This is a genomic window from Pusillibacter faecalis, assembly GCF_018408705.1.
Classification (GTDB): domain Bacteria; phylum Bacillota; class Clostridia; order Oscillospirales; family Oscillospiraceae; genus Oscillibacter; species Oscillibacter faecalis.
In genome coordinates, this window is record NZ_AP023420.1 from 1,646,351 (window position 1) to 1,672,543 (window position 26,193).

The following is a 26,193-nucleotide window of genomic DNA, read 5'->3' on the forward strand; positions in this document are numbered from 1 at the left end:
GTTTTCCAGGGTTTATTCCAAAAGCGGCCTGAAATTTGCCAAACCTGGGAGAAAAATCCGGATGGCAACAGATGCTTGCTTGACTTTTCTCTCCAATCCGCTATGCTGGCTGTGAGGTGAGGAACATGACGGCCATCCACAGCCATTTAAAGCAGCTCCGTCAGGACCGGGGAATGACCCAGGAGACAGTTGCCCAGAGAATGGGCCTGACCCGGCAGGCGGTTTCCAGCCACGAGTCCGGCCGTACCCGGCCGGACCTGGATACCTTAATGCGCTACGCGGAAGTCTATGATGTGGATCTCCATGATATCTTATACGGCGGCGGCCGGCCGCAAAGCCGGCGGGTCCGCCTGCTGGCCTGGGCGGTCTGGCTGGATTTGACGCTGTGCAGCTTGGCGCAGTCTGTACTCCTGTGGGTGTCCAATTGCTTTTTTCCCGTGCCGGAGGGTGTGCTGAGCGGAGAGATGCAGGAGCGCCTTATCACACGGATGGCCCTGGGGGACCTCCACCGGGCCGTGGAGGAGGTATCCCTGCTCTCCTTTGGGCTTCTGAGCCTTGGGCTGATGGCTGCGGCGCTTCGGATGGAGAGGCCGGTGGGAGTGAGACGGCGCTGGAAGTATTGGGGGCTTCTGACGGCAGGCGCTGCGGCGGCAGTGCTTCCCTGGGCCGTGGCAGACCCCGTATTTGGGATTGCCAATTATACGGTGACACCAAGCGCGCAGCTTGCCTGGGCTGCGGTGCTGCTGTTGGTCAGCCTGGCAGCGGACGCCGTTCGCCTGCGGAGACAGAAATAGAGAAGAGACGCTGCTCCGGCAGCGTCTCTTCTTATTTTACGATCAGGGTCTTGCCGTCCATGTCCTCCGGGCAGGCCAGTCCCATTACATCCAAAATGGTGGGGGCGATGTCGGCCAAACGCCCTTTGCGCAGCTCTGTTCCCGCGCCGCAGAGGATAAAGGGGACCGGATTGGTGGTGTGTGCCGTCATGGGGCTGCCGTCCGGTTCCGTCATCTGCTCGGCATTGCCATGGTCGGCGGTGATCATGGCGATGCCGCCCATTTTCAGCGTGGCGTCCACCACTTTTCCCACACACTCGTCCACTGTTTCCACAGCCTTCACAGCGGCGTCAAACACGCCCGTGTGGCCCACCATGTCGCAGTTGGCAAAGTTCAGGATGATGACGTCATAGGCGCCGGACTCGATGCGTTCCACACATTTTTCGCACACCTCCGGCGCGCTCATCTCCGGCTGCAGGTCATAGGTGGCCACCTTGGGAGAGGGGATCAGCACCCGGTCCTCGCCGGGGAAGACCGTCTCGCTGCCGCCGTTGAAGAAGAAGGTCACATGTGCGTATTTTTCCGTCTCGGCAATGCGCAGCTGAGTCATGCCCATCTGACTGAGATATTCGCCAAGGCCATTGCTGACACACACCCGGGGGAAGGCCACCTCCACATGGGGCATTGTGGCGTCATATTCCGTGTTGCACACGAAGGTGACGGGAAAATACTGACGGGTAAAGCCATCAAAATCCGGGTCCACCAAAGTCCGGGTGATCTCCCGGGCCCGGTCGGGACGGAAGTTGAAGAATATCACACTGTCGTTATCAGAGATGGTACCCTCGGTGTCACAGACCACGGGCTCCACAAACTCGTCCGTGATGCCGGCGGCATAGGAGTCCTTCACAGCGGCCACGGGCACAGGGTTAAAATGGGCGCTCTCCCCATACACCATGGCGTCATAGGCCTGCTCCACCCGGTCCCAGCGCTTGTCGCGGTCCATGGCGTAGTACCGGCCCATCACAGTGGCGATCTTTCCCACGCCGATCTCACGGCACTGCTCCACGGTCTGAGCCACAAACTCCACGCCGGAGGTGGGGGACACATCCCGTCCGTCCAAAAAGGCGTGGATATAGACCCGCTCCAGGCCTTTGTCCCTGGCCAGCTTCAAAAGGGCGAAGAGATGCTGGATGTGGGAGTGGACACCGCCATCGGAAAGAAGGCCCATCAGGTGCAGAGCGGTTCCCTTTTCTTTGCAGGCATCCATGGCGTGCTGGTAGGCGGGATTGGTGAAGAAGTCTCCGTCCGCAATGGCTTTGGTGATGCGGGGCAGATCTTGAAACACCACCCGGCCGGCGCCGATGTTGGTGTGGCCCACCTCACTGTTGCCCATCTGCCCCTCAGGAAGTCCCACGTCCAGTCCGGACGCTGAGAGCTCTGTGTGGGCATATTCCTGGAAGAACTGATCCAGACGGGGAGTTTTGGCGGCTTTGACAGCGTTGCCGCCGACGTGGTCGGACAGGCCAAAGCCGTCCATGATAATCAGGGTGGTTGGCGTTTTGTTCATAAAAACCTCATTTCGCGTACATGCAGAGTAAGCTCCATGAAAAGGGGACAAGCCCTTGTATATCAGGAGGAAAACCAAAAGCAGCTCCGGTCCCGCGGACAGGGATGATTATGCCTCTTGATTTGCCGCGTTGATAATTTCCACGAACTGATCCGGTTTCAGACTGGCGCCGCCGATCAGGCCGCCGTCGATATCGGGCTGAGCGAGAAGCTCGGCGGCGTTTTTGGGATTCATGGAACCGCCGTACTGAATGGTGACGCTGCGGGCCACCCGGGCGCCGTACAGGGCGCGGATCGTGGCACGGATGCTGGAGCAGACCTCGCCGGCCTGCTCGCTGGTGGCGGTTTTGCCGGTGCCGATGGCCCAGATGGGCTCATAGGCAATGATGCAGCGGCGCAGCTTCTCGGCGGGCACGCCGTGCAGGGCGCTCTTGACCTGCAGCGTCACCCACTCTCCGGTGATACCGCTCTCCCGCTGCTCCAGGCTCTCGCCCACGCAGATAATGGGGCTCATGCCTGCCTCCAGCACGGCGTGCACCTTCTTGTTGACCGAGGCGTCGGTTTCGCAGAAGTACTGGCGGCGCTCGCTGTGCCCCACGATCACATACTTGACGCCCAGATCCTTAAGCATGCTGGCAGAGATCTCGCCCGTATATGCGCCCTTCTCCTCAAAATACACATTCTCCGCGCCCACGGAAATGCGCAGGTCCTTAAACGCTTTTACAGCCACAGAGATGTTGCAGGCGGGGACGCAGATCAGGGTGTCGCACCATTTGGCGCGGGGCATAATTTTCTTCAGCTCCTCGGCAAATTTTTTGGTCTCTGTGGCAGTCATGTTCATTTTCCAGTTGCCGGCGATTACGGTTTTACGATATCTGCGGTTCATACTTTCTATTATCTCCTTACTATGTCTGATGAAAAATGGGGACGGCCGCTGCTATGGGCGCGGCATCCATGTGCGTGAAAAGTCAAATATGCTGTAGCCCTCGCCGCATCCCGGGAGGGGACCCTGGCAAGAGCAGGCTGACCTGTATAAAAACCTATTCATTTATAGCGAAATGATGCGCATCTGTCAAGTGTTTTGGCGTATTTTTAACTGCAATCCTCTGCTTTTATATATTTTTACAAGATTTCAAGGCAGCCACTTCCAGACTGGGGAGCCGCAGGGAAAGGCGGCGCTTCCAGCGGGCCTTTCTCAGACGCGGCTGGAGAGCGGGAAACGCCCGTTCCCCTGCTTCTAAGCATTCGGCTCCGAACGGCTTTTACCGATCCAGCAGGCAGGCTACGCCGGGCAGCTCCTTGCCCTCCAGAAATTCCAGACTGGCGCCGCCGCCGGTGCTGATATGGGTCATCTTGTCGGCATAGCCCAGCTGCTCCACGGCAGCCGCGCTGTCTCCGCCGCCGATGATGGTGATGGCACTGGTTTTGCTAAGAGCCTCTGCGACGGCCTCGGTGCCCTTGGCAAAGGCGGGAAACTCAAAGACGCCCATGGGACCATTCCAGATGACAGTGCCGGCATCAGCCACGGCAGAGCAGTAGAGCTTTACGGTCTCGGGACCGATGTCCATACCCTGCCAGCCGTCGGGAATCTGGCCAGCCGGAACCACCTGGCGCTGGGCATCTGGGGAGAATGCGTCGCCGCAGACGGTGTCCACCGGCAGGAGCAGCCTGACGCCGCGCTTTTGCGCCTTGCCCACCATCTCTTGGGCGTAATCCATCCAATCAGCCTCCAGGAGGCTCTCACCCACTTTGCCGCCTTGAGCGGCCGCAAAGGTATAGGCCATGCCGCCGCCGATGATGATGGTGTCGGCAATTTCCAGGAGATTGTTGATGACGCCGATCTTGGAGCTGACCTTGCTGCCGCCCAGAATGGCCACCAGGGGGCGCTTGGGGTTGGCAATGGCGCCGCCCAGGAAATCCAGCTCCTTTTGGATCAGGAAGCCGGACACGGCAGGCAGGTAATCAGCCACGCCGGCAGTGGAGGCGTGGGCACGGTGGACTGCACCGAAGGCGTCAGACACGAAGAGGTCTGCCAGGGAAGCCAAGGCCTTGGCAAGCGTGGGATCATTTTTGGTCTCGCCCTTTTCAAACCGGGTGTTTTCCAGCAGCAGAATCTGGCCGGGGCGCAGGGCGGCGGCTTTCGCCTTGGCATCCTCGCCCACCACATCATGGGCAAAAAGAACCTCCTGCCCCAGAAGCTCGCTGAGCCGCTTGGCAACGGGGGCCAGGCTCAGCTTGGGGTCCGGGCCGTCCTTGGGCTTGCCCAGGTGGGAGCATGCGATGACCGCCGCGCCCTGCTCCAGCAGATACCGGATCGTGGGCAGCGCGGCCACAATACGCTTGTCGCTGGTGATCTCGCCTGTCACCTTGTCCTGGGGAACGTTGAAGTCGCAGCGCAGCAGGACTTTTTTCCCCGCCACGTCCATGTCGCGGACTGTTTTTTTGTTGTAATTCATAGAGATGCCTCCATTCCTTTCTTTCCGCGTCAGCGGCGGCGCAAAGCGCCGGTGGTCAATCCTCGCAGGAGGCCGCCATCTGTCCCAAACCCTGCAGACCGGGAAAACCGATCTGACGCAGCGCCTCGTAGACACATACGGCCACCGTATTACTCAGGTTCAGGCTGCGGGCTGCGTCCACCATGGGCAGCCGGATGCAGCGGTCCCGGAACCTCTCCCGGAAAGCTTCCGGAAGCCCCGCGGTCTCCTTGCCGAAAAACAGCCAGCTCTCGGCGGTGAAGCGGGCCTTCGTATAGGGCCGAGGCGCCTTGGTGGTGGTGAGCCACGCCTCCCTGGCCGCCTCCGGATGTCTGCGGAACAAATCATCCAAGCTCTCGTAATCAGCCACCTCCACCAGATGCCAGTAATCCAGACCCGCCCGCCGGACAGCCTTTTCCGAGATATCAAAGCCCAGGGGACGGACGAGATGAAGCCGGCTGCCGGTTGCGGCGCAGGTGCGGGCAATATTTCCGCAGTTCTGGGGAATTTCCGGCTCGACCAATACAACATTCAGCATAGAACCCTCCACATACCATGCAGTTGGGTTCTATTGTAATCTTTTACCTTTGCAAATTCAACTATATTGTATGAAGAAATTGCGTTTTTTATTGAAAATATGCAGAAACAGAGCAGGGGTGAAAAAGGAGGCGGCTCGGTTGGCAAATTTTGTGGATTCCGGTTATTTTCGACAAAGAATGACGGCAAATATGCGAGATTTGGGAGAAATTTTTGAAAGAACTTATCCAAAAAGACTAGATTTCCCGGAAATGTCTGCTATAATGTATATGGACAAATATGTTCTGCAAGGGAGGGGTTGCTCCGTGATGCATCCTCAAAGTGCCGTGATTTTCATGGAGGAGGACATTCTCTCCGATACCCACAAACCGCTGATGCTGGAAGAGTTCCTGACTGTTCCCATTCTGGAGAGAATGGCTCGGAAGCTATGGAATGAAGGTATGCAGCGGTTCTTTGTTGTCTGCACGCCGCAATTCGCGGCGCCTGCGCGCGTTTGTTTTCCAGAGGAGGCAGAGGTGACGCTGTCGGACCGGCATGACGATCTCATGGCTTTTTTAAATACGCCAAGTCCGGTGCTGGTGCTCAGCCGCTCCGCGCTTCCGGCGGCGCAGGCCGGACCAGGGTTTGCCTATGCGGCCCCCGGCCATGAGCTGCGGGAGGCATGGCGGGAGCGAATGACCAACAACGTGCAGGCGGCGGAGCTGGTGCCTGGCTGGCTGCCGGTCTATGGGACTGATACGCTGGCAGAGCTGGAGCCCTGGTTTCGGGAAGGCAGAGACGGAAATTGACCGCATCATCAAAGCAACCACATAACTGACTACAGAAAGAGGACGGTAACAATGATTTCTCACGGTAAGGATATCAAGGTGTTTTCCGGAAATTCCAATCCCGCGTTGGCCAAGGAGATCTGCCAGCTGATGGGGACAAAGCTGGGTGAGGCGGAGGTTAAGGGCTTTGCTGACGGCGAGGCGTCTGTCTCCATCTACGAGACGGTGCGCGGCAGCGATGTGTTTGTGGTGCAGTCCACCTGCAAGCCCGTCAATGACCATCTGATGGAGCTGCTAGTGATGATCGACGCGCTGCGCCGGGCGTCCGCCGGGCGGATCACCGCGGTGATCCCCTACTTCGGCTATGCCCGCCAGGACCGCAAGGCCAAGGCGCGGGACCCGATCTCCGCCAAGCTGGTGGCCAATATGATTACCGCCGCCGGCGCGGACCGGGTGCTGACCATGGACCTCCACGCCGCGCAGATTCAGGGCTTCTTCGACATTCCGGTGGACAATCTGGCCGGCAACCCTGTGTTTGTGGACTACTACGCGAAAAAGTTTGGTTCTGTCTGTGAGGACATGGTGGTGGTCTCTCCGGACGTGGGCTCTGTGGCCCGGGCGCGGACCTTTGCCCAGAAGCTGCACATGCAGCTGGCGATTGTGGACAAGCGCCGTCAAAAGGCCAACCAGTGCGAGGTGATGAACATCATCGGCGATGTCCGGGATAAGGACTGCATCCTCTTTGATGATATGGTGGACACGGCCGGGAGCCTTTGCAACGCGGCCAAGGCCCTGGTGGAGGTAGGCGGAGCCAAGACCGTCCATGCCTGCGCCTCCCACGGTGTGCTCTCCGGTCCCGCTGTGGAGCGGATCAACAGCAGCGCCATTGAGGAGCTGGCGCTCCTGAACACCATTCCGGCCATTGATCCCGCTCTGAGCGGTAAGATCAAATATCTCTCCGTGGGACCCATGTTCAGCGAGGCCATTGAGCGCATCTATCAGGAGACCTCGATTTCCAAGCTCTTCCGCTGATTGCGGTATCTGGCGGAATCTTATTTGGATAGGATGTTACGATCTCAGGCGGGGAAGGAAACTTTCCCGCCTCCGATCTGTGGCTCTCGGCTGGTGGGAGCGGCTTCCAGTTGATTTTGAGTGAGGAGACTGACATGCTGTTTGAAAAGAAGTCTGTGGACTGGCTGATTGTGGGGTTGGGGAATCCTGGCCAGAAATATGCCAGCACCCGACACAATATGGGCTTTTTGACAGTGGACCTGCTGGCGGAGAGGTTGGGCGTGAAGCTCAACAAGGTCAAATTCAAGTCCGCCTATCACATCGTATCGTTCGCCGGGACCAAGTGCCTTGTGATGAAACCCCAGACATATATGAATCTCTCCGGCGAGGCAGTGCGGGAGGCGGCGCAGTTCTATAAGGTTCCCGCCGACCATGTGCTGGTGATCTATGACGACGTGTCCCTTCCTGTGGGGAAGCTGCGGGTCCGGCCCACCGGCTCCGCCGGCGGGCACAACGGCATCAAGAACATCATCGCCCACCTGGGCACCCAGGACTTCCCCCGGATCAAAATCGGCACCGGCGCCCCCGGAGAGGGCGGCGATATGATTGACTGGGTGATCGGCACGCCGTCCCAGGCGGAGCGGAAGATCCTGCTGGACGCCTTTGAGCGGGCCATTGACGCGGCGGCGTGCGTCATTGAGCACGGCTGCCAGAGGGCTATGAACGACTTCAACTGAGCCGTCTGTATGGACGATCCATCCGGGAGAGACGCTATGAAGCGAAAGCGGACGCATTATGCCGGCGGCGCTGATTTTCTCCGTCCTGGTCTGGGTGCTTAAGCCTCGGAGCTTTGTCGGCTTTTCCCCTGAGGTGGCGGACGTTGTCATCGACCGATCCAACATAGGCGCGGACCGCGAATTTTGTCAGGCACGACCTGACCGGGAGGAGGCCGCTGCTGGCAGAGGCGGCGGTCCGTTTGGAAGGCCCCAGCCGTGATACCATCTGGTTACCCGGCGGAGGGGCAGGAGCTCTACCGGATCGAATTCATCCATAGGGGGGAGCTCAGCGGACGCCCGGCTTGACCTGCGTTCGATGGCATGCTCTGCACGTCCCTGTATCTTGGAATCTGAGGTTGGGCTATGCCCGCTACGAGTTCTCCGGCTGTGACATGAGCGCCATGGATGCGGAGCTTCGGGCGCTGCTGGGCATGGTGGGAACTTTTTGAGAATAGAATGCAATACCTTGGGGCACACCCCGGTTTTTAGGAAGGGAGTGTGCCCTGATTCTGCTGTCAATATCCAAATTTTTACAAGGAATACATCCATGGAACACTTTTTACAACAATTAGCGGCCATACCGGAGGTGGCGGAGCTGATCCGCCGGGTGGACGGCGGCGGATGTCCGGCGGCAGTGACCGGGCTGCAGCCGGTGCAGAGGGCCTGCGTGGGCGCGGCGGTGGCACGGGCTTCCAGGCGGAGCGCGGTCTTTGTCTGCGGCGATGAACGGGAGGTCCGGCAACTGGCTGGGGACTTGGAGACGCTGATGGGCGTGCGCCCGGTGATTCTTCTCAGCCGGGAGTGGCAGCTGCGGCCAGGGGCTGTGGCCTCCCGAGAGTGGGAGCGGAGCCGTCTGGCGGCTTTATATGATATGGCCCGGGGCGAGGCGGCAGTGGTGGTGGCCACCGCCGACGCACTGATGCAGCGAACCCTGCCTCCAAAGCTTCTGAACAGCCTTGCTGTCACGTTGAAGACGGGAGGCCGGGCGGATTTAAAGGTTCTCGCAGAGAGCTTGCTCTCTGCGGGCTATACCCGGTGCGACCAGGTAGAGGGCGTGGGCCAGTTCGCCCTGCGGGGCGGCATCCTGGATGTGTTCTCTCCCCTGATGGATCAGCCGGTGCGGTGTGAGTTTTTCGACGATGAAATCGACTCCATGGGGAGCTTTGATCCGGCCACCCAGCGGCGGACAGCCAATGTAACCTCCGCTTTGCTGCTGCCGGCGGCGGAGGTGCTGCCCTCCGCCGTGCCCGGCGGCGCGACGGACCTGGCGGAGAGGCTCCTGCGTCTGGCGGAAAAGCTGGAGAAAAAGCCGCGGACTGTGGAGACTGCCGCCCAGCTGCGGGAGGACGCCCAGCGACTGCAAAACGGCGCGGAGGTCGGGGGACTGGATCGGTATCTCGCGGCCGTCTATCCAAAGGCGGCGGCGGGCGTCCACTACCTGCCGGCGGAGAGTCTGGTGTTCCTCTGCGAAAGCGGGCGGGTGGACGAGCGGGTGAAGAACACCCTGCTGCAAAATAAACAGGATGTGGAGGCCTTACTGGAGGCCGGAGTGATGGCGGGGGAATATGGGAAGTTGCTGCTTTCCGCCGAGGAACTCTACACCGCGCTGGAGGACCATCCGGTGGTGATGATGGAATCTCTGCCCACCTCCCGCCGTCCCTTGGTACCCCGGGGGCTGCTGGGAATGACGGCGCGGCAGCTCTCCTCCTATGGCGGCAGCTTGGAGACGGCAGTTACGGATCTGGAGCACTACCGGGGCAGCGGCAGCGCCGTGTTGGTGCTGTGCGGCGGAGAGAGCCGGGCGAACAATCTCCAGCGGCTTTTAGAGGAGCGGCGGATTCCGGCGGTGTTGGATTTGAAGAACGCCGGAATGCCGGAGCCGGGAGAGGTGCGGATTTCCATGGGCGCGCTGTCCGCCGGCTGCGAATGGCCGACGATTCATCTGGCCGTTTTGACAGAGGGGCAGCTGACCGGCACGGTCCGGAAACGGGCGAAGCTGAAAAAGGAGAGCAGCCGCCAGAAAATCCAGTCCTATACAGACCTCTCACCTGGGGACTTGGTGGTTCATGTTCACCATGGCGTGGGCCGGTTTGCCGGCATCCAGCGGATGCCGGTGGACGGGGTGGAGAAGGACTATATTAAAATTGATTACGCTGGCGGCGACTGTCTCTATGTCCCGGTAACTCAGCTAGACCAGGTCAGCAAGTATATCGGCGGGGGCGAGGACCAGGAGCGGGCCCGGCTCAACAAGCTGGGCGGCACGGAGTGGGCCAAGCAGAAGACCCGGGCGAAGAAGGCTGCCAAGGACTTGGCGAAGGGGCTGACGCAGCTGTACGCCGAACGGCAGAAGAGGCCCGGCTTTGCCTTTTCCCCGGACTCCCCCTGGCAGCAGGAGTTTGAGGAGGCCTTTCCCTATGCCGAGACGGACGACCAGCTCCGGGCCATCGCGGAGATCAAGGCGGATATGGAACGGCCCCGGCCTATGGACCGGCTTCTGTGCGGTGACGTAGGCTACGGCAAGACGGAGGTGGCGCTGCGGGCGGTGATGAAGTGCGTGCTGGACGGCAAACAGGCAGCCATTTTGGTGCCCACCACGGTTCTGGCCCAGCAGCATTACGCAACGGCGGTGGGGCGATTCCGGGACTTCCCGGTGAAGATTGAGGTGCTCTCCCGCTTCACCACGGCCAAGGAGCAAAAGCGCATTCTCTCCGCCGCCCGGAGCGGCGGCGTGGACCTGCTGATCGGCACGCACAAGCTGCTTCAAAAAAGCGTGGAGTTCAAAGACCTGGGGCTTTTGATTATTGACGAGGAGCAGCGCTTCGGCGTCACCCACAAGGAGCGGCTCAAGGAGATCAGCCGCCAGGTGGACGTGCTGACGCTCTCCGCAACGCCTATCCCCCGGACGCTGAACATGGCCCTCTCGGGACTGCGGGATATGAGCACCATTGAGGAGCCTCCCGCTGACCGCCAGCCGGTGCAGACCTACGTCCTGGAACACGACTGGGCGCTGCTGGAGGACGCCATGCGCCGGGAACTCAGCCGGGGCGGACAGGTCTATTACCTCCACAACCGGGTGGAGACCATTGACCTCACCGCCTCCCGCATTCAGAAGCTGCTGGGACCGGAGGTTCGGGTTGTCACCGGACACGGAAAGATGGGGGAGCGGGAGCTCTCCGCCGTCATGCAGGCGATGGTGGACGGAGAGGCGGACATCCTGGTATGCACCACCATCATTGAGACGGGCATTGATATTCCCAACGTCAACACGCTGATTATTGAGGACGCGGACCGGATGGGGCTGAGCCAGCTCCATCAGATTCGCGGCCGTATTGGACGCAGCGTCCGGCGGGCTTACGCCTATCTGACATTTCGCCGGGGCAAGGTCTTGCAGGAGAACGCCGCCAAGCGCCTCGCGGCCATCCGGGAGTATGTGGAGTTCGGCTCCGGCTTCAAGGTGGCCATGCGGGACCTGGAGATCCGGGGGGCCGGCAACCTGCTGGGGCCGGAGCAGTCCGGCTATCTCATGACCGTGGGTTATGATCTCTATTTGAAGCTGCTGGAAGAGGCGGTTTTGGAGGAGCAGGGCCAGGAGAAGCAGATCGAAACGGAGTGCTCTGCGGATCTTACGGTCAACGCCCATATTCCGGACCGTTATGTGCCCTCTCCGGAGCAGAGAATGGATTTGTACCGCCGCATCGCCGCCATCCGCAGCGACGAGGACGCCTCGGACCTGCTGGACGAGATGCTGGACCGCTACGGCGAGGCGCCCAAAAGCGTGCTGGCGCTGCTGGATGTGGCGCTGCTGCGTGCGGCTGCGGCCCGCTCTGGCGTGGCCGACATCTCCCAACGCAAGGATGTTTTGAAATTTACCCTGGGCGTCTTTCGCCCCGAGGCCCTGGTGACAGTGTGCGGCCTGCACAAGTACAAGGGCCGGCTGACCATCGCCGCCGGGGACACCCCAGCCCTGACGCTGAAGCTCTCCCCGGGCGCGGACGTGCTGGAAACCGCCAGGACCCTGGTGGAGGACCTGCGGCTGGCTGGCGGCGAGTCCTAAGAAGCGTTCCTCCCTATTCAGATTCCGGCGTCATATCCATGGCCCTCCCCGCATATACATGAAGGGACAACCTGTGGGGAGGAGTGGAAGCATGAACATACGTGCGATTGCTCTGGCCCTCTTGCTGTGCCTCTGCCTCACCGCCTGCGGCGGCGAGCCGGAGGAGAGCGGGGGCCAGATGTCACTTTTGGAGACAGCAGCAGGCCTGGATGGGACCGAGCATCTTCTGACGATTGACAATCGGGAAATCCCGGCCTGGAGGTATCTCTACTGGCTGGCCTATACCTGCGATCAAATTGCCCAGAGCTATACGGAATCTGAGGTGACGCTGGACTGGGCTGCGCCGGTATCAGGAGGGACTCTGGCGGACTATGCCAAGGATCAAGCCCTGGCAGACACGGCTCTGTACGCTACCGTAGAAAATTGGGCGGAGAAATATGGCTGTGTGGCGGAGATGGAGGCGCAGACGCCTGCGGCCCTGCCGGATTTAGGCCTGGGGCAGGAGCAGATGCAGGAGCTGGAGCAAGTGGGATGGCTCTATACAGAGCTTTATCAGCTCTATCACACAGCGGACAGTGCCCTGGCCCCAGCGGCGGAGGACCTGCGGACGTATGGGCAGGAGCAGGGGGCGATCACACTGAATCGCATCTTGGTTCCAATGGGAGAAGACCGGGAGAGTGCCAGCCAGAGGGCGGCGGAGCTGTTTTCCCAGCTGAACAGCGCAGAGGACCAAACCGCAAAGTTCTCGGAGCTGACGGCGGGCAGCGCGGACACACTGGGTCCACGGACCGTTCTGCCAGGAGACGATTCCCTGGATGCATCCTTGCTGGAGGCGGCAGCGGCCCTGGAGGAAGGTCAGTGCTCCGGCATTGTGGAATCCGAGGAGGGATTCTCCATTTTGCTGCGGCTGCCTTTGGACACGGCCGCCCTCATGGACCGCTATTTTGAAAGCCTCCTGGCCTCTGCTGCGGAGAATTCCGTTGTGACCACCACACAGGCTTATACGGATCTGGACCCCGCCGCGTTCTACGATGCCTGGCGGCAGGGACGCCAGGGCAGCGGAACGTAACGGGATGCTTGTGAAAGTTTAGTCAATCTGACGAAAAGGAAGGCGGATTTGTCAATTATTTAACAAAAATGGAGATATGGTCAGATTTCCATTGACGGGGAGCGGAAAATCCACTATAATTGGCGCTGTAAGGTTTCAAAGCGGGTGGCTTGCCGCAGCAAGCCATCAACACTGGCATAGTCTCAACCCCCGCAAACCAAAGGCGGCAGCGCCGTCTGTAAAAACAAGAAAATGGAGGCCGTAGTTTATGAAAGATCTTTATGTTGTGAATTGCTGCAGAACTGCCATCGGTTCCTTTGGCGGTGCCCTGAAGAACACCTCCGCCACGGAGATGGGCGCTATCGTGGCAAAAGAGGTCATGAAGCGCGCCGGCGTAAACCCTGCTGACATTGACGAGGTCATGTTCGGCGATGTGCTGTCCGCTGGCCTGGGCCAGAACGTGGCTCGCCAGGTGGCTGTCAAGGCCGGTGTGCCCTACTCCGTCCCCGCCTACACCGTGAACATGGTCTGCGGCTCCGGCATGAAGACCATGATCGAGGCAGCCCGCACCATTCTGGCCGGCGATGCGGAGATGATCCTCTGCGGCGGCACCGAGAGCATGTCCCAGGCGCCCTTTGCCAGCCCCGACACCCGCTGGGGCGCCCGCATGGGCGACAAGAAGATCGTGGACACCATGATCAAGGACGGCCTGTGGGACGCCTATAACAACTATCACATGGGCACCACTGCTGAGAACGTCTGCGACGTGTGGGGCATTACCCGCCAGGAGTTGGATGCGTTCGCCGCCTCCTCCCAGCAGAAGGCCTGCGCCGCCCGGGACTCCGGCCGCTTTGATGACGAGATTGTTCCCGTGCCGGTGAAGGTCAAGAAGGAGACCGTGGAGTTCAAGCGGGATGAGTATCCGAAGGAGAACGTCACGGTGGAGAGCATCTCCAAGCTCCGGGGCGCGTTCCCTGTGGGCCCTGAGGGCGTGGAGGATGAGATCGTTCATACCTTCGAGCCTACCAAGGTCCACGAGGCGGACGCCCGCAAGCATGAGCAGCGCGTCACCGCCGCCAACGCCTCCGGCCTGAACGACGGCGCTGCCGCCATCATCCTGGCCTCCGGCGAGGCTGTGGAGAAGTACGGCCTTAAGCCCATGGCCAAGCTGATTGGCTGGGGCCAGGGCGGTGTGGACCCCAAGATCATGGGTGTTGGACCTGTGCCTGCCTGCCGTCAGGCAATGAAGAAGGCCGGCCTGACCATCCAGGATATTGACCTGATTGAGGCGAATGAGGCTTTTGCCGCACAGTGTGTGGCTGTGGCCCGTGAGCTGGATTTCGATCTGAGCAAGGTCAACGTCAACGGCGGCGCCATCGCCCTGGGCCATCCCATCGGCTGCTCCGGCGCCCGGATTGTCGTGACGCTGATTCACGAGATGCTCAAGCGCGACGATGCCAAGAAGGGTATGGCGACCCTGTGCATCGGCGGCGGCATGGCCACCACGGTCATTGTGGAGAAGTGCTGAGTTTAAGTACAAACAGCCTGACGTGAGGGGCGTAAGCCCCTCACGTTTTTTTGTGCGGAGCGGGGAAGCTGGTCAGAGAGAAAAAGGCCCCGGGACCCTTAAAAATTGTTTCGGATTTGACATTTACTTTCACAGGAATCTGTGCTATGCTTAAAAATGTTATGTAGACCAGCCTATGAACAAGCGGACATTTGGAGGACACCTATGAGACAACTTTTTCGCAAGACCTTATCAGCGCTGACAGCGGCGGCGCTGCTGTGCGCACTGGCCTTGCCCGCCGCGGCCTCGGAGGCGCTGGGCGAGGATCTGACCGCAAAGGACACGCAGCTGCACGATCAGACGCAGCTCTCCACCAACGTATTCTGGAGCACGGCTTACTCTGACAGGCGGACGGAAAACCTGATTACATACAGCCCCAATGGGGCTGTGGTGCCAATCGTTACTGCGGGCTCCGTGCTGACGAGCCGAAGCACTGTGACCTCCGCCGCCCGGGAGCTGGAGGCGGAGGGATACCGGGTGGTGGCCGGCATCAACGGCGATTTCTTTAATGTCAACACAGGATTGCCCATCGGCATTGTGGTGACAGACGGAGAACTGCGCAGCAGCGACGCCGGATACTATGCCATCGGGTTCCGGGCGGACGGTACCGCTATTCTAGGAAAGCCGGCTGTGACAGTCCAGGCGGACCTGGGCTATGCCGGTGAAGACGGTGCCGCGCTGGTGCGCAAGATTACCGGCGTTAATAAGGCCCGGGTTTCCACCGGCGGTATCTACCTCTATACCCATGATTTCAACAGCCGCCACACCACCGGTAACACCGAGGCCGGTGTGGATGTCATCTGCACCATTGTGGATGGCCGGCTCTCCATCGGAGAATCTGTGACACTGCAGGTGGAGCAGGTCCTGGAGGCAACGTCGGCCACTGCCATCGGAGAAAATCAGGTGGTGCTTTCAGCAAACCTGCAGTCGGACGCCTATTATGTGGACGCACTGAAAAATATCCCTGTGGGCAGCCAGATTGTACTCACCGCCACGTCTGCCAACAGCGGGTGGGACGATGTGGAGTATGCGCTGGGTGCGCTGTATTCCCTGGTAGAAAACGGCGCAGTGGTCTCTGGCCTGCAGGCTGGCTCGGCGCCCCGTACCGCCGTTGGACAAAAGGCGGACGGCTCGCTGGTGTTCTACACCATTGACGGCCGCAGGTCCGGACATTCCATCGGAGCCACGATGACTCAGGTGGCCCAGCGGCTGATTGAGCTGGGCTGTGTGACGGCCCTGTGTCTGGACGGCGGCGGCTCCACGACGCTCACGGTCACAGAGCCGGACCAGCTGACCTCCGGCACCATCAACAAGCCGTCTGACGGCAGTGAGCGCTCCGTGACCAACCAGGTTTTCCTGGTGGCAGACAGCACGCCCAGCGGAGAGCTGAGCCACTTCTATGTCAGTGCGGATTATGACTATGTTCTGGCCGGCAGCACCGTGAATATTTCCGCTGCCGCCATTGACACCAATTTCATTCCCATGTCCGGGGATTACAGCCTCTCCGTCTCTGAGGGTGAGGTCAATGGCAGCGTTGTGACAACGCCCCGGTCCGGCGGAGATATTGTGGTAACAGCAGAGTCCAGAGGCCGGGAGGGAACGACAACCATCCACGCCATTGCCAATCCGACAGATGTGGTGATCCGCAATACCAGCAGCACGGCGATCACAACGCTGAGCGCCGCGCCCGGCAGCGTCACCCAGCTGACAGCCTCCGCCGCTTACAACCGCATCTCTCTGAAGGCAGATCCAGGAGCATTTACCTGGGAGGTCAACGGCGGAATCGGCACGATTGATCAGCAGGGTAATTTTACCGCCACCACCCCAGGCACCGGTACCATCACCGCAACAGCCGGCAATGTGACCGCCTCGGTCACTGTAACCGTGTCCAATCTGGCATTGCAGACGGTGGAGGATTTTGAGGGTACCAGCACGATTTTCCGGGGCAGCGGCAGCGCCATGGACTTCAGCCTCAACCACAATGCAGACACGGTGCGGATTGGAAGCGGTTCTGCCAAGCTGGACTATGACCTGACCCAAACCAACGATGACGGCGCCTATAGCGCGGAGTGGAGGGCCTCCAGCCCCACCAGCCTGGGAAGCCAGATTTATACCAGCCTAAGTCTCTGGGTTTACGGAGACGGCTCCGGCAACATTCTGAGCCTGCTGTATGATGACGGCACAACGGGTTATCAGCCTCTGACAATCACTGCGCTGGACTTCACCGGCTGGAAACAGGTGTCTGTTTCCCTCTCTGCCGTTCCCGGAACACTTTCCATTCAGGGGCTGCGGATCAGCGCCCCAACAGACCATGGTCTGGCTGACACCGATACGTCCCGTACCGGCACCATCTACCTGGACCAGATCGTGGCCAGCTTTGATAACATTGTAGACACGGCAGTGCCGTCTGTCAGCGTGAGCGTCAGCGGGACGTCCCTCACAGGCACAGTCACCGACGCGGTGGACGGCGTGCTGCCCCAGGGCTCCATCACAGTGACCTATGACGGGAAGCCTGTGACCTTCAGCTACAACGCCTCCACTGGCGCCATCTCCGCCGTGCTGCCCGCCGCTGACGGCAGCGCTCACCGGGTCACTATAACAGCGAAGGACGCCTCCGGTAATATCGGCCGGGCCTCCTACGATATCTCCGCGGCCAGCGACTGGACCCCGGTTTTCTCAGACACCAAAGACTATTGGGCTGCCACCTATGTGGATTACCTGTACACGGCCGGAATCACCACCGGTTATGCGGACGGCACCTTCAAGCCCAATCAGAATATTACTCGGGCCCAGTTCGCCGTGATGCTCTACCGGTACCTGGGGCTGGACGAGAGCCAGTACGCCAGTGTGACGCTGCCCTTTGCCGATCACAGCAAAATCGCGGACTATGCGCTCCCCGCCATCAAGGCGCTCTATACGGAGGGTATTATCAACGGCACCACCGGCAGCGACGGAAAGCTGTATTTCAATCCCAACAGCTCCCTGACCCGGGCCCAGGCCGCCACCATGATTGGCCGCACCCAGGAAAAGGGCTATGCCACGGCGGAGCTGACCTTTACCGACGCCGGCTCCATCCCTGCCTATGCCACCTATTATATCCAGACCATGGTGGCTCAGGGCGTGATCAGCGGCTATACCGATGGCAGCTTCAAGCCCCAGGCCAACATCACCCGGGGCCAGATGGCCAAGATTCTCTATAACCTGATGTAATGGAAAAGCGGCCCGGCGCATCTGCGCCGGGCCGCTCAGCTTGGGGGAACAAGTTCCGTATGAGATCGGGCTGACGGACTATTGGAACCCCCTCTGCGTTCCAAACAGTCTTTGATCTCCTGGAAGCGGGGAAACCCTGACGGTTCCGGCCCTTTTCCGTTTCTGAGCAAGGCATCAGCCCGGCGTAGACGCGCCGGGCTGATGCTTTTGCAGGATTCAGATTTCCCGGCGCCCCTCCAGGGCCCGCATCAGCGTGGCGTCATCGGCAAATTCCAGATGCCCGCCCACAGGAATACCATAGGCCAGACGGGTGACTCGCACTTCAAAAGGCTTCAGCAGCCGCGCGATATACATGGCGGTGGCCTCCCCTTCGGTGTCCGGGTTCGTGGCCATGATGACCTCCTGTACGCCGCCCTTGGCCACGCGTTCCACCAGGGATTTGATGGAGAGGTCGTCCGGCCCCACGTGGTTCATGGGAGAGATCACACCATGGAGGACATGATAATGTCCGTTGTACTCCCGGGAACGCTCCATGGCTGCCACGTCCCGGGGGTCCGCCACCACGCAGATGGTGGAGCCGTCCCTCTTGGGAGAGGCGCAGATGGGGCACAGCCCTCCGGCAGTAAAGTTCTGACACACCGGACAGCAGGTTACACTGCGCTTGGCGTCCAAAATGGCGTCGGCAAACTCCCGGGCCTCTTCCTCCGGCAGGCCCAGCACGAAGAAAGCCAACCGCTGTGCGGATTTGCCGCCAATGCCCGGCAGACGGGCGAACTGCTCCACCAGCTTTTCCAGCGGGGCGGGAAAGTGTTCCATCTTTTGCTGCTCCTTTGCCTTGTTTGCCTGCTGCAAACAACAAATTGAAAATCATGTTCACCGCTTCCCGAGGCGATGCTTCCACCCCTGCAGGGCCATTCGCCTTCTGTATGCGGCGAAAATTCTCCCCGCCGCCCTGGCAGAAGTCTGCCGGTGACACGGGTGAGAAACTGCGGCAGATCTGCTCTCCCTAGGCTAGGTCCATGGCAAAGAGCGCTGCCGCGCCGCCAGTGTGGAGGAACAGAATATCCTCCTGACCGGGAAAGCCGCCGGCTTCCAAAAGGCGCAGCATGCCGCTCCAGGCCTTGCCGGTATATACAGGGTCCAGAAGAATGCCCTCCATCCGGGCCAGCTCCTGGATATAGGGGGTGTCCTCCGGGTTGGGGATAGCATAGCCTTGGCCCAGGTGATAAACCATGCGGAAATCGTCCGGGGTTCCGGAGGGAGCGCGGCCCAAAAGCGCCGCCGCGCCGTCAGCCAGCCTTGGGACAATCTCTTCAAAGGGGTCGTCATCCACGCCGATGCCGGTGACCTTGACGCCGGGGAGATACCATCGGGCGCCCAGCAGCACTCCGGCGGTGGTGCCGCCGGAGCCGGTGGCGGAGACGATGTGGCCCACGGATGCGCCCTGCTGGCGAAGCTCCCGCACGCAGTTCACATACCCCAGGGCGCCCAGAGCTGTGGAACCTCCAACGGGAATGTGATAGGCCCTGCGGCCCGCTGCGGCCAGCTCTGCGCCAAGACGGTCCATCTCCGCGTAGATATCGTCATAGCTGTCGGTGTCCAGGAAGCGGACCTGGGCTCCGTAGATGTCGTCCAGAATCAGATTGCCTCTGTGGTCCGTCACGCCCCGCTTTTTCAAAAGCAGGATGCAGCGCATCCCCAGGCGGGCGGCGCAGGCGGCGGTCAGCATGGCATGGTTGGACTGGGCGCCGCCGGTGGTGAACACCGTGTCGCAGCCTTGGGTCTGGGCTTGAGCCAGCAGGTATTCCAGCTTGCGGACCTTGTTGCCTCCGAGGGCCACGCCGCAAAGATCATCCCGCTTGATCCAGATATTGCGGCCGTACTTGGCGCTGATGGCTTCCAGCCGATAGAGGGGCGTGGGGAACACGCCCAGCTTCACGCGGGGAAATTGGTCCAGATCTCTCATCAGTTATCCTCTCAGTTCCAGAATGCGGGCGGGAATGTCCTCCGCCTTGTAGACCGCGCTGCCCGCCACCAGCACGTTGGCGCCGGCGTCGATACAGGCCCGGCAGGTGTCTGGGGCCACGCCGCCGTCCACCTCTAGCTCGCAGGCAGGGTTCCTCTCGTCAATCAGCTGGCGCAGGGCGGCGACTTTCGGCATCTGATCCGACATAAACTTCTGACCGCCAAACCCCGGCTCCACCGTCATTACCAGGATCAGTTCCACCTGCTCCAGATAGGGGAGCGCCGCCTCTGCCGGGGTTTTGGGCTTGAGCACCACGCCGGCCCGTTTGCCCCGGGCGTGAATCCGGTCGATGGCGGACTGGATCTTCTCTGGCGTGTCCGACTCCACGTGGACCGTCACCAAATCGGCGCCGGCGTCGCAGAAGGCCTCTACATACCGCACCGGCTCCACGATCATCAGGTGGACATCCAGCGCCATATCCGTCACGCGGCGGATAGACTGGACAACAGGGATGCCGATGGAGATGTTGGGGACAAACATGCCGTCCATCACGTCCACATGCAGATAGTCGGCGGAGGCCACGCGGCGGATATCCCGCTCCAAATTTGCAAAATCCGCGGAGAGAATGGATGGGGCGATCTTAATCATGGAAAGGACCTCTTTTCTCTTGGTTGGGTGACAATTCCGGCGGGACGGGCCGGAAGGTGCCGGTGACGGCGGGAGGAAAGGGCGCATAGGATGTTGCAAGCGGCCAGGATGCCCCCGAAGCTTCGCGCAGCGTCCGCCCCCGGGTGTGGCACCGCCGCTTTGTTTGATATAGGGAGCCGGTGGGTTTGCCGCCGGCTCCCCTCTCTTATATAGCGTCTTTAGTGTATCAAACTCCGGAGGTAAAAGCAACCGCGCGGCAGAATTTTTCTTCTGTTGCATAAGCTACTTTACATCTTAGAATATCGTGATAATCTAATATCATGGACAATGAAGGGTGTGAAATCCATGGAAACATACATAGACTATGCAGAGGAGGCCATGTTGCTTAAGGCCTTGGCCCATCCCATCCGGCTGCAGATCGTTCACGGACTGCTGACAGAGGGGTGCCACAACGTTCGCTGCATTGAAAACAGAACCGGCGTAAGCCAATCCTGCACGTCTCAGCACCTGCAGCGGCTGCGCTCTGCGGGGATTGTGGAGGCCGAGCGGGTGGGCAATGAGGTCTATTATCGGGTGTCCTCCCAGCGGATGGCCCGGCTGATGGCAGCCCTGACAGGAGAGGAGGCGGCAGTCTATGTCCTATGATGTGTTGGTGATTGGCGGCGGTCCTGCCGGGATGTCTGCGGCGCTGAATGCGCGCGCACGGGGCAAGCGGGTGCTGGTGGTGTCCAACCCGCTGGAGGAAAATCCCCTGTGGCGGTCCAAGCTGGTGGATAATCACCTGGGAATGCCCCGGATATCTGGGGCGGAAATGCTGACAAGTTTCCGCCGCCACGCTGAGGCTGCCGGTGCGGAGTTCCGGACCGGCAAGGTCCTCAGCACCGTCCGGATGGGGGACGACTGGTATGTCAGCATCGGCAGCGACATGGAGCACGCCGGGGCCCTGGTCCTGGCGGCAGGGGTGGCCCGTGGGCGGAAATTTTCCGGCGAAGCAGAATTCCTGGGCCGGGGCGTCAGCTACTGCGCCACCTGCGATGGGATGCTCTACCGGGGAAAGAGCGTAGCGGTGCTGGGATACAGCGACACCGCCCGGCAGGAGGCGGAATTTCTGACCGGCATCGGCTGCTCCGTCACCTATTTTGACCATCCGCGAACCTGTGCGATCACAGGCGGGGATCGGGTCTCGGCCGTCACCTGCGATGGCGAAACCGTGACGGCGGAAGGCGTGTTCCTCCTGCGGCCCACCATGGCGCCTACAGACCTCTTTCAGGGGCTGGAGCTGGAGGGGGACTATGTGCGCACGGACCGGCGCATGGCCACGAACCTGCCGGGTGTCTTTGCGGCGGGAGACTGTACGGGCGGAGCGCTTCAAGTCTCCAAAGCGGTGGGAGAGGGGCTGGTGGCTGGTCAGAGCGCCGCGGCCTATTTGGAAGGAAAGCGATCAGAAAATCAAAAGAAAAGGAGTCATCAAAATGGCAGTTCAGCATTTGAAAACAGCGGAGTTTGACGCGGTTGTAGAGGCGGCGCCTCTCGCCATGGTGGATTTCTGGGCAGATTGGTGCGGCCCCTGCAAGATGCTTACCCCCACTGTGGAAGCCTTGGCGGAACAGTATGGGGACAGGGTTGTGACAGGAAAGGTCAATGTGGACGAGGAGCCGGAGCTGGCCCGCCGCTTTGGGATCATGAGCATCCCGACGGTGGTGTTCTTGAAAAACGGAAAGGAAATAGAACGGAAGGTGGGGGTCTTGCCGCCGGAGACCTTTGCCGCGGTGCTGGAACAATATCTGTAATAGCTGGAGGCCGAGGGGATTGCCCCCCGGCCTTCTTTCGACTTTCCCCACCTTTTGATGGATGCGATTTAAGAGCTGAATTTCCGTGCATGGAGCGCCTGAGGTGCGGCTTTCGATGCACAGTCGAGGCAATCTGCTGGCCATCCTTTTACGAACGCTCTTTTGAGGGCTCTGTGACAACCTCTACAGACCCGGCGTCTGGATGATTACAACGGATTTAGACCATTTCCGGATCGTAAATCTGGCCGCATCTGCGTCTGAAGAAGTGCGGCAGTTTGACGAATGGAAGAAAATCTGGTATAATATTCCGCATCATATTCCAAAATACATGTAAGAATCAGCTCCATAGGGAGGAATGAGATGATGAGACAAGCATTGCGGCGCGCTATGGCGTGTTTCCTGCTGGCGGCGGTGCTATCCACCGCGGCGGTGATTCCCGCTTCCGCGGCAGGCTTTCGGGATGTCCCGTCCGGTCACTGGGCGGCGGAGAGCATCGAGAGATGTGTGAGTCTGGGATTCTTCCAGGGAAAGAGTGCCAGCCAGTTTGGCATGGGTGAGGAGATGACCCGCTCGGCCTTTGCTGTGGTGCTGTGCCGCTTTTTCGGGTGGGAGACCCCGGTTCCCGATCAGGCCACGTTTCAGGATGTGCCTGTCAATGTATGGTACGCCGGCGCTGTAGAGGCTGCCTATGACCACGGTGCTGTTACAGACCAGAGAAAAGACTTCCGGCCCAACGATCCCATAACCCGGGAGGAACTGGCGGTGATGCTGGTGCGGGCCTTGGGTTACGGCACCATTGCCGGACTGGTGCAGGAGCTGCCCACGCCCTTTCAGGATGTCACCAGCAGCGCCGGTTATATCACCATGGCCCACGACATGGGCCTGATGGACGGCACCAGTGGTACGGTATTCGCTCCGGATCAAACTGCATCCCGGGAACAGGTTGCGGTCATTCTGATGCGCCTCTACGATCAGCTCCACAGCTCTGAGCCGGAGACGTTGGCGATGCTCTCCGCATCGGAATATGGCGAGATGGCGGATATGACCGGCCTGAACGTCGTGGTGGTTCCCGCAGGACGGCTGATTGGCGCGGGAGGCCGGCCCATGATTACTGGCTCCATCCAGGCGGAAGCTGCCGGACAGATGCTGGATGCGGCACATCAGGCAGGGGCCAAGGCCCTGCTATCTCTTGACGGCGGCCCATCGGCCCTGGATGCGGATATCCAGGAGACGGCCAAGATGCTGGCACAGACCGTGAAGGAGAGCGGCTATGACGGGCTCTTTCTGGACATTCCCCAGCTCAAGGGGGAGAAAAAGCGGGACATGACTCAGCTGACAAAGGCTTTGGCTGCCGAGCTGGGAGAGCTTTCGCTGTATCTGGTGGCAGAGGCCCCCACTTGGGCAGGCAAGGCGTACGATGGCTACGATTATGAGGAACTGGCTCGGGCGGCGGACCATCTGGTGCTGCGGGTGGGTTCCTATGAGAGCCACGATGATGGCTTTTCCACCGCACCGGTCAGTCCGCTGGAGGAGGTCTATTATGCACTGGCGCTGCTGCAGGATGGAATCGACACCAGCAAGCTGACACTGCTGCTGGACACCGCGCCCTCCGTTTGGGACAGCAGCGGCCGGCAGCGCACACTGTCCGCAGAAGAGCTGGGGGAACTGATGGCGAGCGGTGAGCAGCATTATTCCACCCGTTACGCCTGTGCCTACCTTACCGGCTCAGGGCAGGACGGGAGCGAGCTGGTGGCCTGGTATTTGGACCAGGAAGCCATACAAACGAGAAAGAATCTGGCGCAGGCCTTTGACGTGGGGCAGCTGTGCCTGACAGACTGGAACGCCGTGGTAAAAGAGTTTTTTGCGGATTCGGAATGAAGATGGCCCGCATCCATACGATACTTTCCAGTATCTTGGAGTGTAAAATGATACTCATGTTACCATCATGGAATGAGCGGACCATGTAAATTAGAAAAAAGGACCCTGATAAGGACCCTGATAAAGGGTCCTTTTTAATTTGATGGTTGCTCTAAAATCCGAATCGTTTCACCTGCTCTTTCGTGTAAAAAAAATTCCAACGACTGCCCCGGCAAATATGATAGGCGCTATTCGAACAAATAGCCACTCCAATATATGAAACCCCACTCCCAGAACAGCAGTTTCAGGGTCATGATAATCCCAGCTTAAATAAGGACTGTTTAATACCATGAAAACTGCTGAAATGACTACGATCATAGAACAGAGTACTATGAGGGAGCCTTGAATCCTGTTTCGCCTTTCAACGTTTTTTTGTGCAAGCTGTAAATTTATAATCTCTAGTTTTTCTGAAATTGCTTTTAAATCATCAACCTGAGTCTCCGCAATCGTTTCTCCCAGTAATGTGCTAACTGGGATTTTCAAGGCCTCTGATATCAGAATGAGCATATCTGAGTCGGGAACAGATCGTCCTTGCTCCCATTTTGAAATGGTTTGCCGAACAACATTCAACTTCATAGCAAGTTCTTGCTGTGAAAGTCCTTTCGACTTTCTCATTGCCCGTATATTTTCACTTAACATATTAGATCCTCCTTTTGATTTTCTAACAACATTGTACGAGGAATGACCCGTTGCCGCAAGCAACGTATATGAACATTTGCGTTTCCATTCAGCGCGCCGCAGATGCAGGAGCGTATGTCAGCTGCTCATAATCTGCCTGCATAGCAAAACATCCCGCACCTCTCAGAGGTGCGGGATGTTTTTATAGCTTGATGGGAAGCCCAGTCAGATAGCGCCGGACCACGTCAAAGGCGTGGTTGGCGGCCAAGCCCTGCAGCAGGCTTCGCTGCCGCTTCCCGGTATCCACGCAGCGGCAAAAGACACCGTCTGGTGTGGCTAGACCGATGTAAACGATTCCCACAGGAACACCCCGCTCATCTGGCTCCGGCCCTGCTACGCCGGTAACGGACACGGCAAGGTCGGCCCCGGTGATCCGCCGCGCGCCCTCCGCCATCGCCCGGGCACAGGGTTCCGACACGGGACCATCCGCATCCAGGATCTCCTGGGGGACCCCCAGCATACCCTGTTTAACGCTGGTCCAGTAGCTGACAACGCCGCCGCGGTAAATCTTGGATGCGCCCGGCAGAGCTGTGATTTGCTCTGCAACCAGGCCGCCGGTGCAGCTCTCAGCGGTGGCAAGCGTGAGCCCCCGCCGCAGCAGGTGTGCAAAGCAGCACTCCGCCAGACCAGAGACGTCCACCCCATAGACCACAGGACCCAAGACGGCACGGACTTCCTCCACAACCGGGGCCAGCATGGCCTCCGCCGCCTCCTGACTCCTGGCCTTGGCGGTAGCACGGAGCCGGACCTCGAAGGGCTTGGCGTAAGTTGCGAGGGTGGGATTGCTCATGGCGGCCATTTTTTGATGGAGAAGCTGGTCCACAAAGGACTCCCCCATACCAAAGGTCATCACGTCATGGGAGACAATGATTTCAGAGGAGAGCGCGCGCAGATAGGGAAGCGCATGGCGGCGCAGCATAGTGCGCATCTCATGGGGCGGTCCCGGCAGCATGAGCACGTGAACGCCGTCCTGCTCAAAGGCGCAGCCAGGGGCAGTGCCCACAGGATTCTCAAAGATCACACAGCCCGCCGGCAGCTCTGCCTGCTGGGTGTTGTTCTCCGGCATGGGGGCATGCACAGTTCCCTCATAAAATTCCCGGATTTCCTCCAAAATATCCCGGTGCAGAACCAGGGGCTTGCCGAAGACCTCGCAGATGGTCTGCTTGGTCAGGTCGTCATAGGTCGGCCCTAGGCCGCCGGTGGTGATGAGAATATCCGCCCGGCGGCGGGCAATATCCAGAGCCTCCTTCAGCCGGATGGGGTTGTCGCCCACCACAGTGTGCCAGAAGACATTGATGCCCAGGGTGGAGAGGCTCTCGGAAATCTCCTGGGCATTGGTGTTGGCGATGTTTCCCAGCAGCAGTTCAGTGCCGACGGCAATAATTTCGGCAGTATGTGACATAGAATCCCC

23 protein-coding genes are annotated in these 26,193 nt (G+C 59.9%); 14 read left to right on the top strand and 9 right to left on the bottom strand.

Annotated elements, in window-relative coordinates:
• The first annotated feature begins 125 nt into the window (after positions 1–125).
• Entirely contained in the window at positions 126–794 is a 669-nt protein-coding gene (locus tag KJS55_RS08280) for a helix-turn-helix transcriptional regulator (protein ID WP_187032014.1), read from the top strand.
• A gap of 31 nt (positions 795–825) precedes the next feature.
• On the opposite strand, the gene gpmI is transcribed toward KJS55_RS08280, so the two are convergent.
• From gpmI to KJS55_RS08300, 4 genes are all read right to left on the bottom strand, one after another.
• Positions 826–2,340, bottom strand: coding sequence for a 2,3-bisphosphoglycerate-independent phosphoglycerate mutase (gene gpmI, locus KJS55_RS08285; protein ID WP_187032012.1), 1,515 nt, complete (start codon positions 2,338–2,340; stop codon positions 826–828).
• A 108-nt stretch (positions 2,341–2,448) separates the two neighbouring features.
• Complete coding sequence (gene tpiA, locus KJS55_RS08290) at positions 2,449–3,225, bottom strand: triose-phosphate isomerase (RefSeq protein ID WP_187032010.1); 777 nt, start codon at positions 3,223–3,225, stop codon at positions 2,449–2,451.
• 376 nt (positions 3,226–3,601) lie between these two features.
• Positions 3,602–4,795, bottom strand: a complete 1,194-nt coding sequence (locus KJS55_RS08295; protein WP_213543107.1) for a phosphoglycerate kinase — start codon at positions 4,793–4,795, stop codon at positions 3,602–3,604.
• A gap of 55 nt (positions 4,796–4,850) precedes the next feature.
• Positions 4,851–5,351 (bottom strand): tRNA (cytidine(34)-2'-O)-methyltransferase, encoded by a 501-nt coding sequence (locus KJS55_RS08300; RefSeq protein WP_187032006.1) that lies wholly within the window; start codon positions 5,349–5,351, stop codon positions 4,851–4,853.
• A 304-nt stretch (positions 5,352–5,655) separates the two neighbouring features.
• Between KJS55_RS08300 and KJS55_RS08305 the strand changes: the two genes are divergently transcribed.
• The 9 genes from KJS55_RS08305 (at position 5,656) to KJS55_RS08345 (ending at position 17,783) form a co-directional block, all read left to right on the top strand.
• The gene (locus KJS55_RS08305; RefSeq protein ID WP_187032004.1) at positions 5,656–6,138 is read left to right on the top strand and encodes a hypothetical protein; all 483 of its coding nucleotides are present in this window, start codon (positions 5,656–5,658) and stop codon (positions 6,136–6,138) included.
• Positions 6,139–6,189: 51 nt separating this feature from the next.
• Positions 6,190–7,149, top strand: a complete 960-nt coding sequence (locus KJS55_RS08310; RefSeq protein ID WP_187032002.1) for a ribose-phosphate pyrophosphokinase — start codon at positions 6,190–6,192, stop codon at positions 7,147–7,149.
• Between the two features lie 134 nt (positions 7,150–7,283).
• Positions 7,284–7,865 carry an aminoacyl-tRNA hydrolase gene (gene pth, locus KJS55_RS08315; protein WP_187032000.1) on the top strand — a complete coding sequence of 194 codons (582 nt, stop codon included), beginning with the start codon at positions 7,284–7,286 and terminating at the stop codon, positions 7,863–7,865.
• Between the two features lie 58 nt (positions 7,866–7,923).
• Positions 7,924–8,124 (top strand): hypothetical protein, encoded by a 201-nt coding sequence (locus KJS55_RS08320; protein WP_213543108.1) that lies wholly within the window; start codon positions 7,924–7,926, stop codon positions 8,122–8,124.
• 82 nt (positions 8,125–8,206) lie between these two features.
• Positions 8,207–8,353: a hypothetical protein gene (locus tag KJS55_RS08325; RefSeq protein ID WP_213543109.1), complete on the top strand. Its 147-nt coding sequence runs from the start codon at positions 8,207–8,209 to the stop codon at positions 8,351–8,353.
• A 98-nt stretch (positions 8,354–8,451) separates the two neighbouring features.
• Positions 8,452–11,958, top strand: coding sequence for a transcription-repair coupling factor (gene mfd / locus KJS55_RS08330; RefSeq protein WP_213543110.1), 3,507 nt, complete (start codon positions 8,452–8,454; stop codon positions 11,956–11,958).
• Positions 11,959–12,049: 91 nt separating this feature from the next.
• The gene (locus tag KJS55_RS08335) at positions 12,050–13,027 is read left to right on the top strand and encodes a peptidylprolyl isomerase (RefSeq protein WP_187031994.1); all 978 of its coding nucleotides are present in this window, start codon (positions 12,050–12,052) and stop codon (positions 13,025–13,027) included.
• Positions 13,028–13,274: 247 nt separating this feature from the next.
• Positions 13,275–14,534 (top strand): acetyl-CoA C-acetyltransferase, encoded by a 1,260-nt coding sequence (locus KJS55_RS08340; protein ID WP_187031992.1) that lies wholly within the window; start codon positions 13,275–13,277, stop codon positions 14,532–14,534.
• Between the two features lie 204 nt (positions 14,535–14,738).
• On the top strand, positions 14,739–17,783 hold the full coding sequence (locus tag KJS55_RS08345) for an S-layer homology domain-containing protein (protein WP_187031990.1): 3,045 nt from the start codon (positions 14,739–14,741) through the stop codon (positions 17,781–17,783).
• A gap of 216 nt (positions 17,784–17,999) precedes the next feature.
• On the opposite strand, the gene recR is transcribed toward KJS55_RS08345, so the two are convergent.
• The 3 genes from recR to rpe form a co-directional block, all read right to left on the bottom strand.
• Positions 18,000–18,599, bottom strand: a complete 600-nt coding sequence (gene recR / locus KJS55_RS08350; RefSeq protein ID WP_187031988.1) for a recombination mediator RecR — start codon at positions 18,597–18,599, stop codon at positions 18,000–18,002.
• 190 nt (positions 18,600–18,789) lie between these two features.
• Positions 18,790–19,749 carry a 1-aminocyclopropane-1-carboxylate deaminase/D-cysteine desulfhydrase gene (locus KJS55_RS08355; protein WP_187031985.1) on the bottom strand — a complete coding sequence of 320 codons (960 nt, stop codon included), beginning with the start codon at positions 19,747–19,749 and terminating at the stop codon, positions 18,790–18,792.
• Between the two features lie 3 nt (positions 19,750–19,752).
• Positions 19,753–20,397, bottom strand: a complete 645-nt coding sequence (rpe, locus tag KJS55_RS08360) for a ribulose-phosphate 3-epimerase (RefSeq protein ID WP_187031983.1) — start codon at positions 20,395–20,397, stop codon at positions 19,753–19,755.
• Positions 20,398–20,742: 345 nt separating this feature from the next.
• On the opposite strand from rpe, the gene KJS55_RS08365 reads away from it, so the two are divergent.
• The 4 genes from KJS55_RS08365 (at position 20,743) to KJS55_RS08380 (ending at position 24,065) form a co-directional block, all read left to right on the top strand.
• On the top strand, positions 20,743–21,042 hold the full coding sequence (locus tag KJS55_RS08365) for an ArsR/SmtB family transcription factor (protein ID WP_187031981.1): 300 nt from the start codon (positions 20,743–20,745) through the stop codon (positions 21,040–21,042).
• The gene (locus KJS55_RS08370; RefSeq protein ID WP_187031979.1) at positions 21,032–21,904 is read left to right on the top strand and encodes an NAD(P)/FAD-dependent oxidoreductase; all 873 of its coding nucleotides are present in this window, start codon (positions 21,032–21,034) and stop codon (positions 21,902–21,904) included. Before KJS55_RS08365 ends, KJS55_RS08370 begins: the two co-directional genes overlap by 11 nt.
• Entirely contained in the window at positions 21,870–22,187 is a 318-nt protein-coding gene (gene trxA, locus KJS55_RS08375; RefSeq protein ID WP_213543111.1) for a thioredoxin, read from the top strand. Before KJS55_RS08370 ends, trxA begins: the two co-directional genes overlap by 35 nt.
• 360 nt (positions 22,188–22,547) lie before the next feature.
• A complete protein-coding gene (locus KJS55_RS08380) occupies positions 22,548–24,065 on the top strand; it encodes an S-layer homology domain-containing protein (protein WP_213543112.1) in 1,518 nt (505 codons plus the stop codon).
• Between the two features lie 168 nt (positions 24,066–24,233).
• On the opposite strand, the gene KJS55_RS08385 is transcribed toward KJS55_RS08380, so the two are convergent.
• Both KJS55_RS08385 and KJS55_RS08390 read right to left on the bottom strand, forming a co-directional pair.
• On the bottom strand, positions 24,234–24,743 hold the full coding sequence (locus KJS55_RS08385) for a helix-turn-helix domain-containing protein (protein WP_213543113.1): 510 nt from the start codon (positions 24,741–24,743) through the stop codon (positions 24,234–24,236).
• Positions 24,744–24,924: 181 nt separating this feature from the next.
• On the bottom strand, positions 24,925–26,184 hold the full coding sequence (locus tag KJS55_RS08390; RefSeq protein ID WP_213543114.1) for a competence/damage-inducible protein A: 1,260 nt from the start codon (positions 26,182–26,184) through the stop codon (positions 24,925–24,927).
• Positions 26,185–26,193 lie beyond the last annotated feature (9 nt).

Coding starts and splice junctions, on each gene's coding strand:
- KJS55_RS08280 (WP_187032014.1), top strand. CDS start 126: ATGACGGCCATCCACAGCCATTTAAAGCAGCTCCGTCAGGACCGGGGA.
- gpmI (WP_187032012.1), bottom strand. CDS start 2,340: ATGAACAAAACGCCAACCACCCTGATTATCATGGACGGCTTTGGCCTG.
- tpiA (WP_187032010.1), bottom strand. CDS start 3,225: ATGAACCGCAGATATCGTAAAACCGTAATCGCCGGCAACTGGAAAATG.
- KJS55_RS08295 (WP_213543107.1), bottom strand. CDS start 4,795: ATGAATTACAACAAAAAAACAGTCCGCGACATGGACGTGGCGGGGAAA.
- KJS55_RS08300 (WP_187032006.1), bottom strand. CDS start 5,351: ATGCTGAATGTTGTATTGGTCGAGCCGGAAATTCCCCAGAACTGCGGA.
- KJS55_RS08310 (WP_187032002.1), top strand. CDS start 6,190: ATGATTTCTCACGGTAAGGATATCAAGGTGTTTTCCGGAAATTCCAAT.
- pth (WP_187032000.1), top strand. CDS start 7,284: ATGCTGTTTGAAAAGAAGTCTGTGGACTGGCTGATTGTGGGGTTGGGG.
- KJS55_RS08320 (WP_213543108.1), top strand. CDS start 7,924: ATGCCGGCGGCGCTGATTTTCTCCGTCCTGGTCTGGGTGCTTAAGCCT.
- mfd (WP_213543110.1), top strand. CDS start 8,452: ATGGAACACTTTTTACAACAATTAGCGGCCATACCGGAGGTGGCGGAG.
- KJS55_RS08335 (WP_187031994.1), top strand. CDS start 12,050: ATGAACATACGTGCGATTGCTCTGGCCCTCTTGCTGTGCCTCTGCCTC.
- KJS55_RS08340 (WP_187031992.1), top strand. CDS start 13,275: ATGAAAGATCTTTATGTTGTGAATTGCTGCAGAACTGCCATCGGTTCC.
- KJS55_RS08345 (WP_187031990.1), top strand. CDS start 14,739: ATGAGACAACTTTTTCGCAAGACCTTATCAGCGCTGACAGCGGCGGCG.
- recR (WP_187031988.1), bottom strand. CDS start 18,599: ATGGAACACTTTCCCGCCCCGCTGGAAAAGCTGGTGGAGCAGTTCGCC.
- KJS55_RS08355 (WP_187031985.1), bottom strand. CDS start 19,749: ATGAGAGATCTGGACCAATTTCCCCGCGTGAAGCTGGGCGTGTTCCCC.
- rpe (WP_187031983.1), bottom strand. CDS start 20,397: ATGATTAAGATCGCCCCATCCATTCTCTCCGCGGATTTTGCAAATTTG.
- KJS55_RS08365 (WP_187031981.1), top strand. CDS start 20,743: ATGGAAACATACATAGACTATGCAGAGGAGGCCATGTTGCTTAAGGCC.
- KJS55_RS08370 (WP_187031979.1), top strand. CDS start 21,032: ATGTCCTATGATGTGTTGGTGATTGGCGGCGGTCCTGCCGGGATGTCT.
- trxA (WP_213543111.1), top strand. CDS start 21,870: ATGGCAGTTCAGCATTTGAAAACAGCGGAGTTTGACGCGGTTGTAGAG.
- KJS55_RS08380 (WP_213543112.1), top strand. CDS start 22,548: ATGATGAGACAAGCATTGCGGCGCGCTATGGCGTGTTTCCTGCTGGCG.
- KJS55_RS08385 (WP_213543113.1), bottom strand. CDS start 24,743: ATGTTAAGTGAAAATATACGGGCAATGAGAAAGTCGAAAGGACTTTCA.
- KJS55_RS08390 (WP_213543114.1), bottom strand. CDS start 26,184: ATGTCACATACTGCCGAAATTATTGCCGTCGGCACTGAACTGCTGCTG.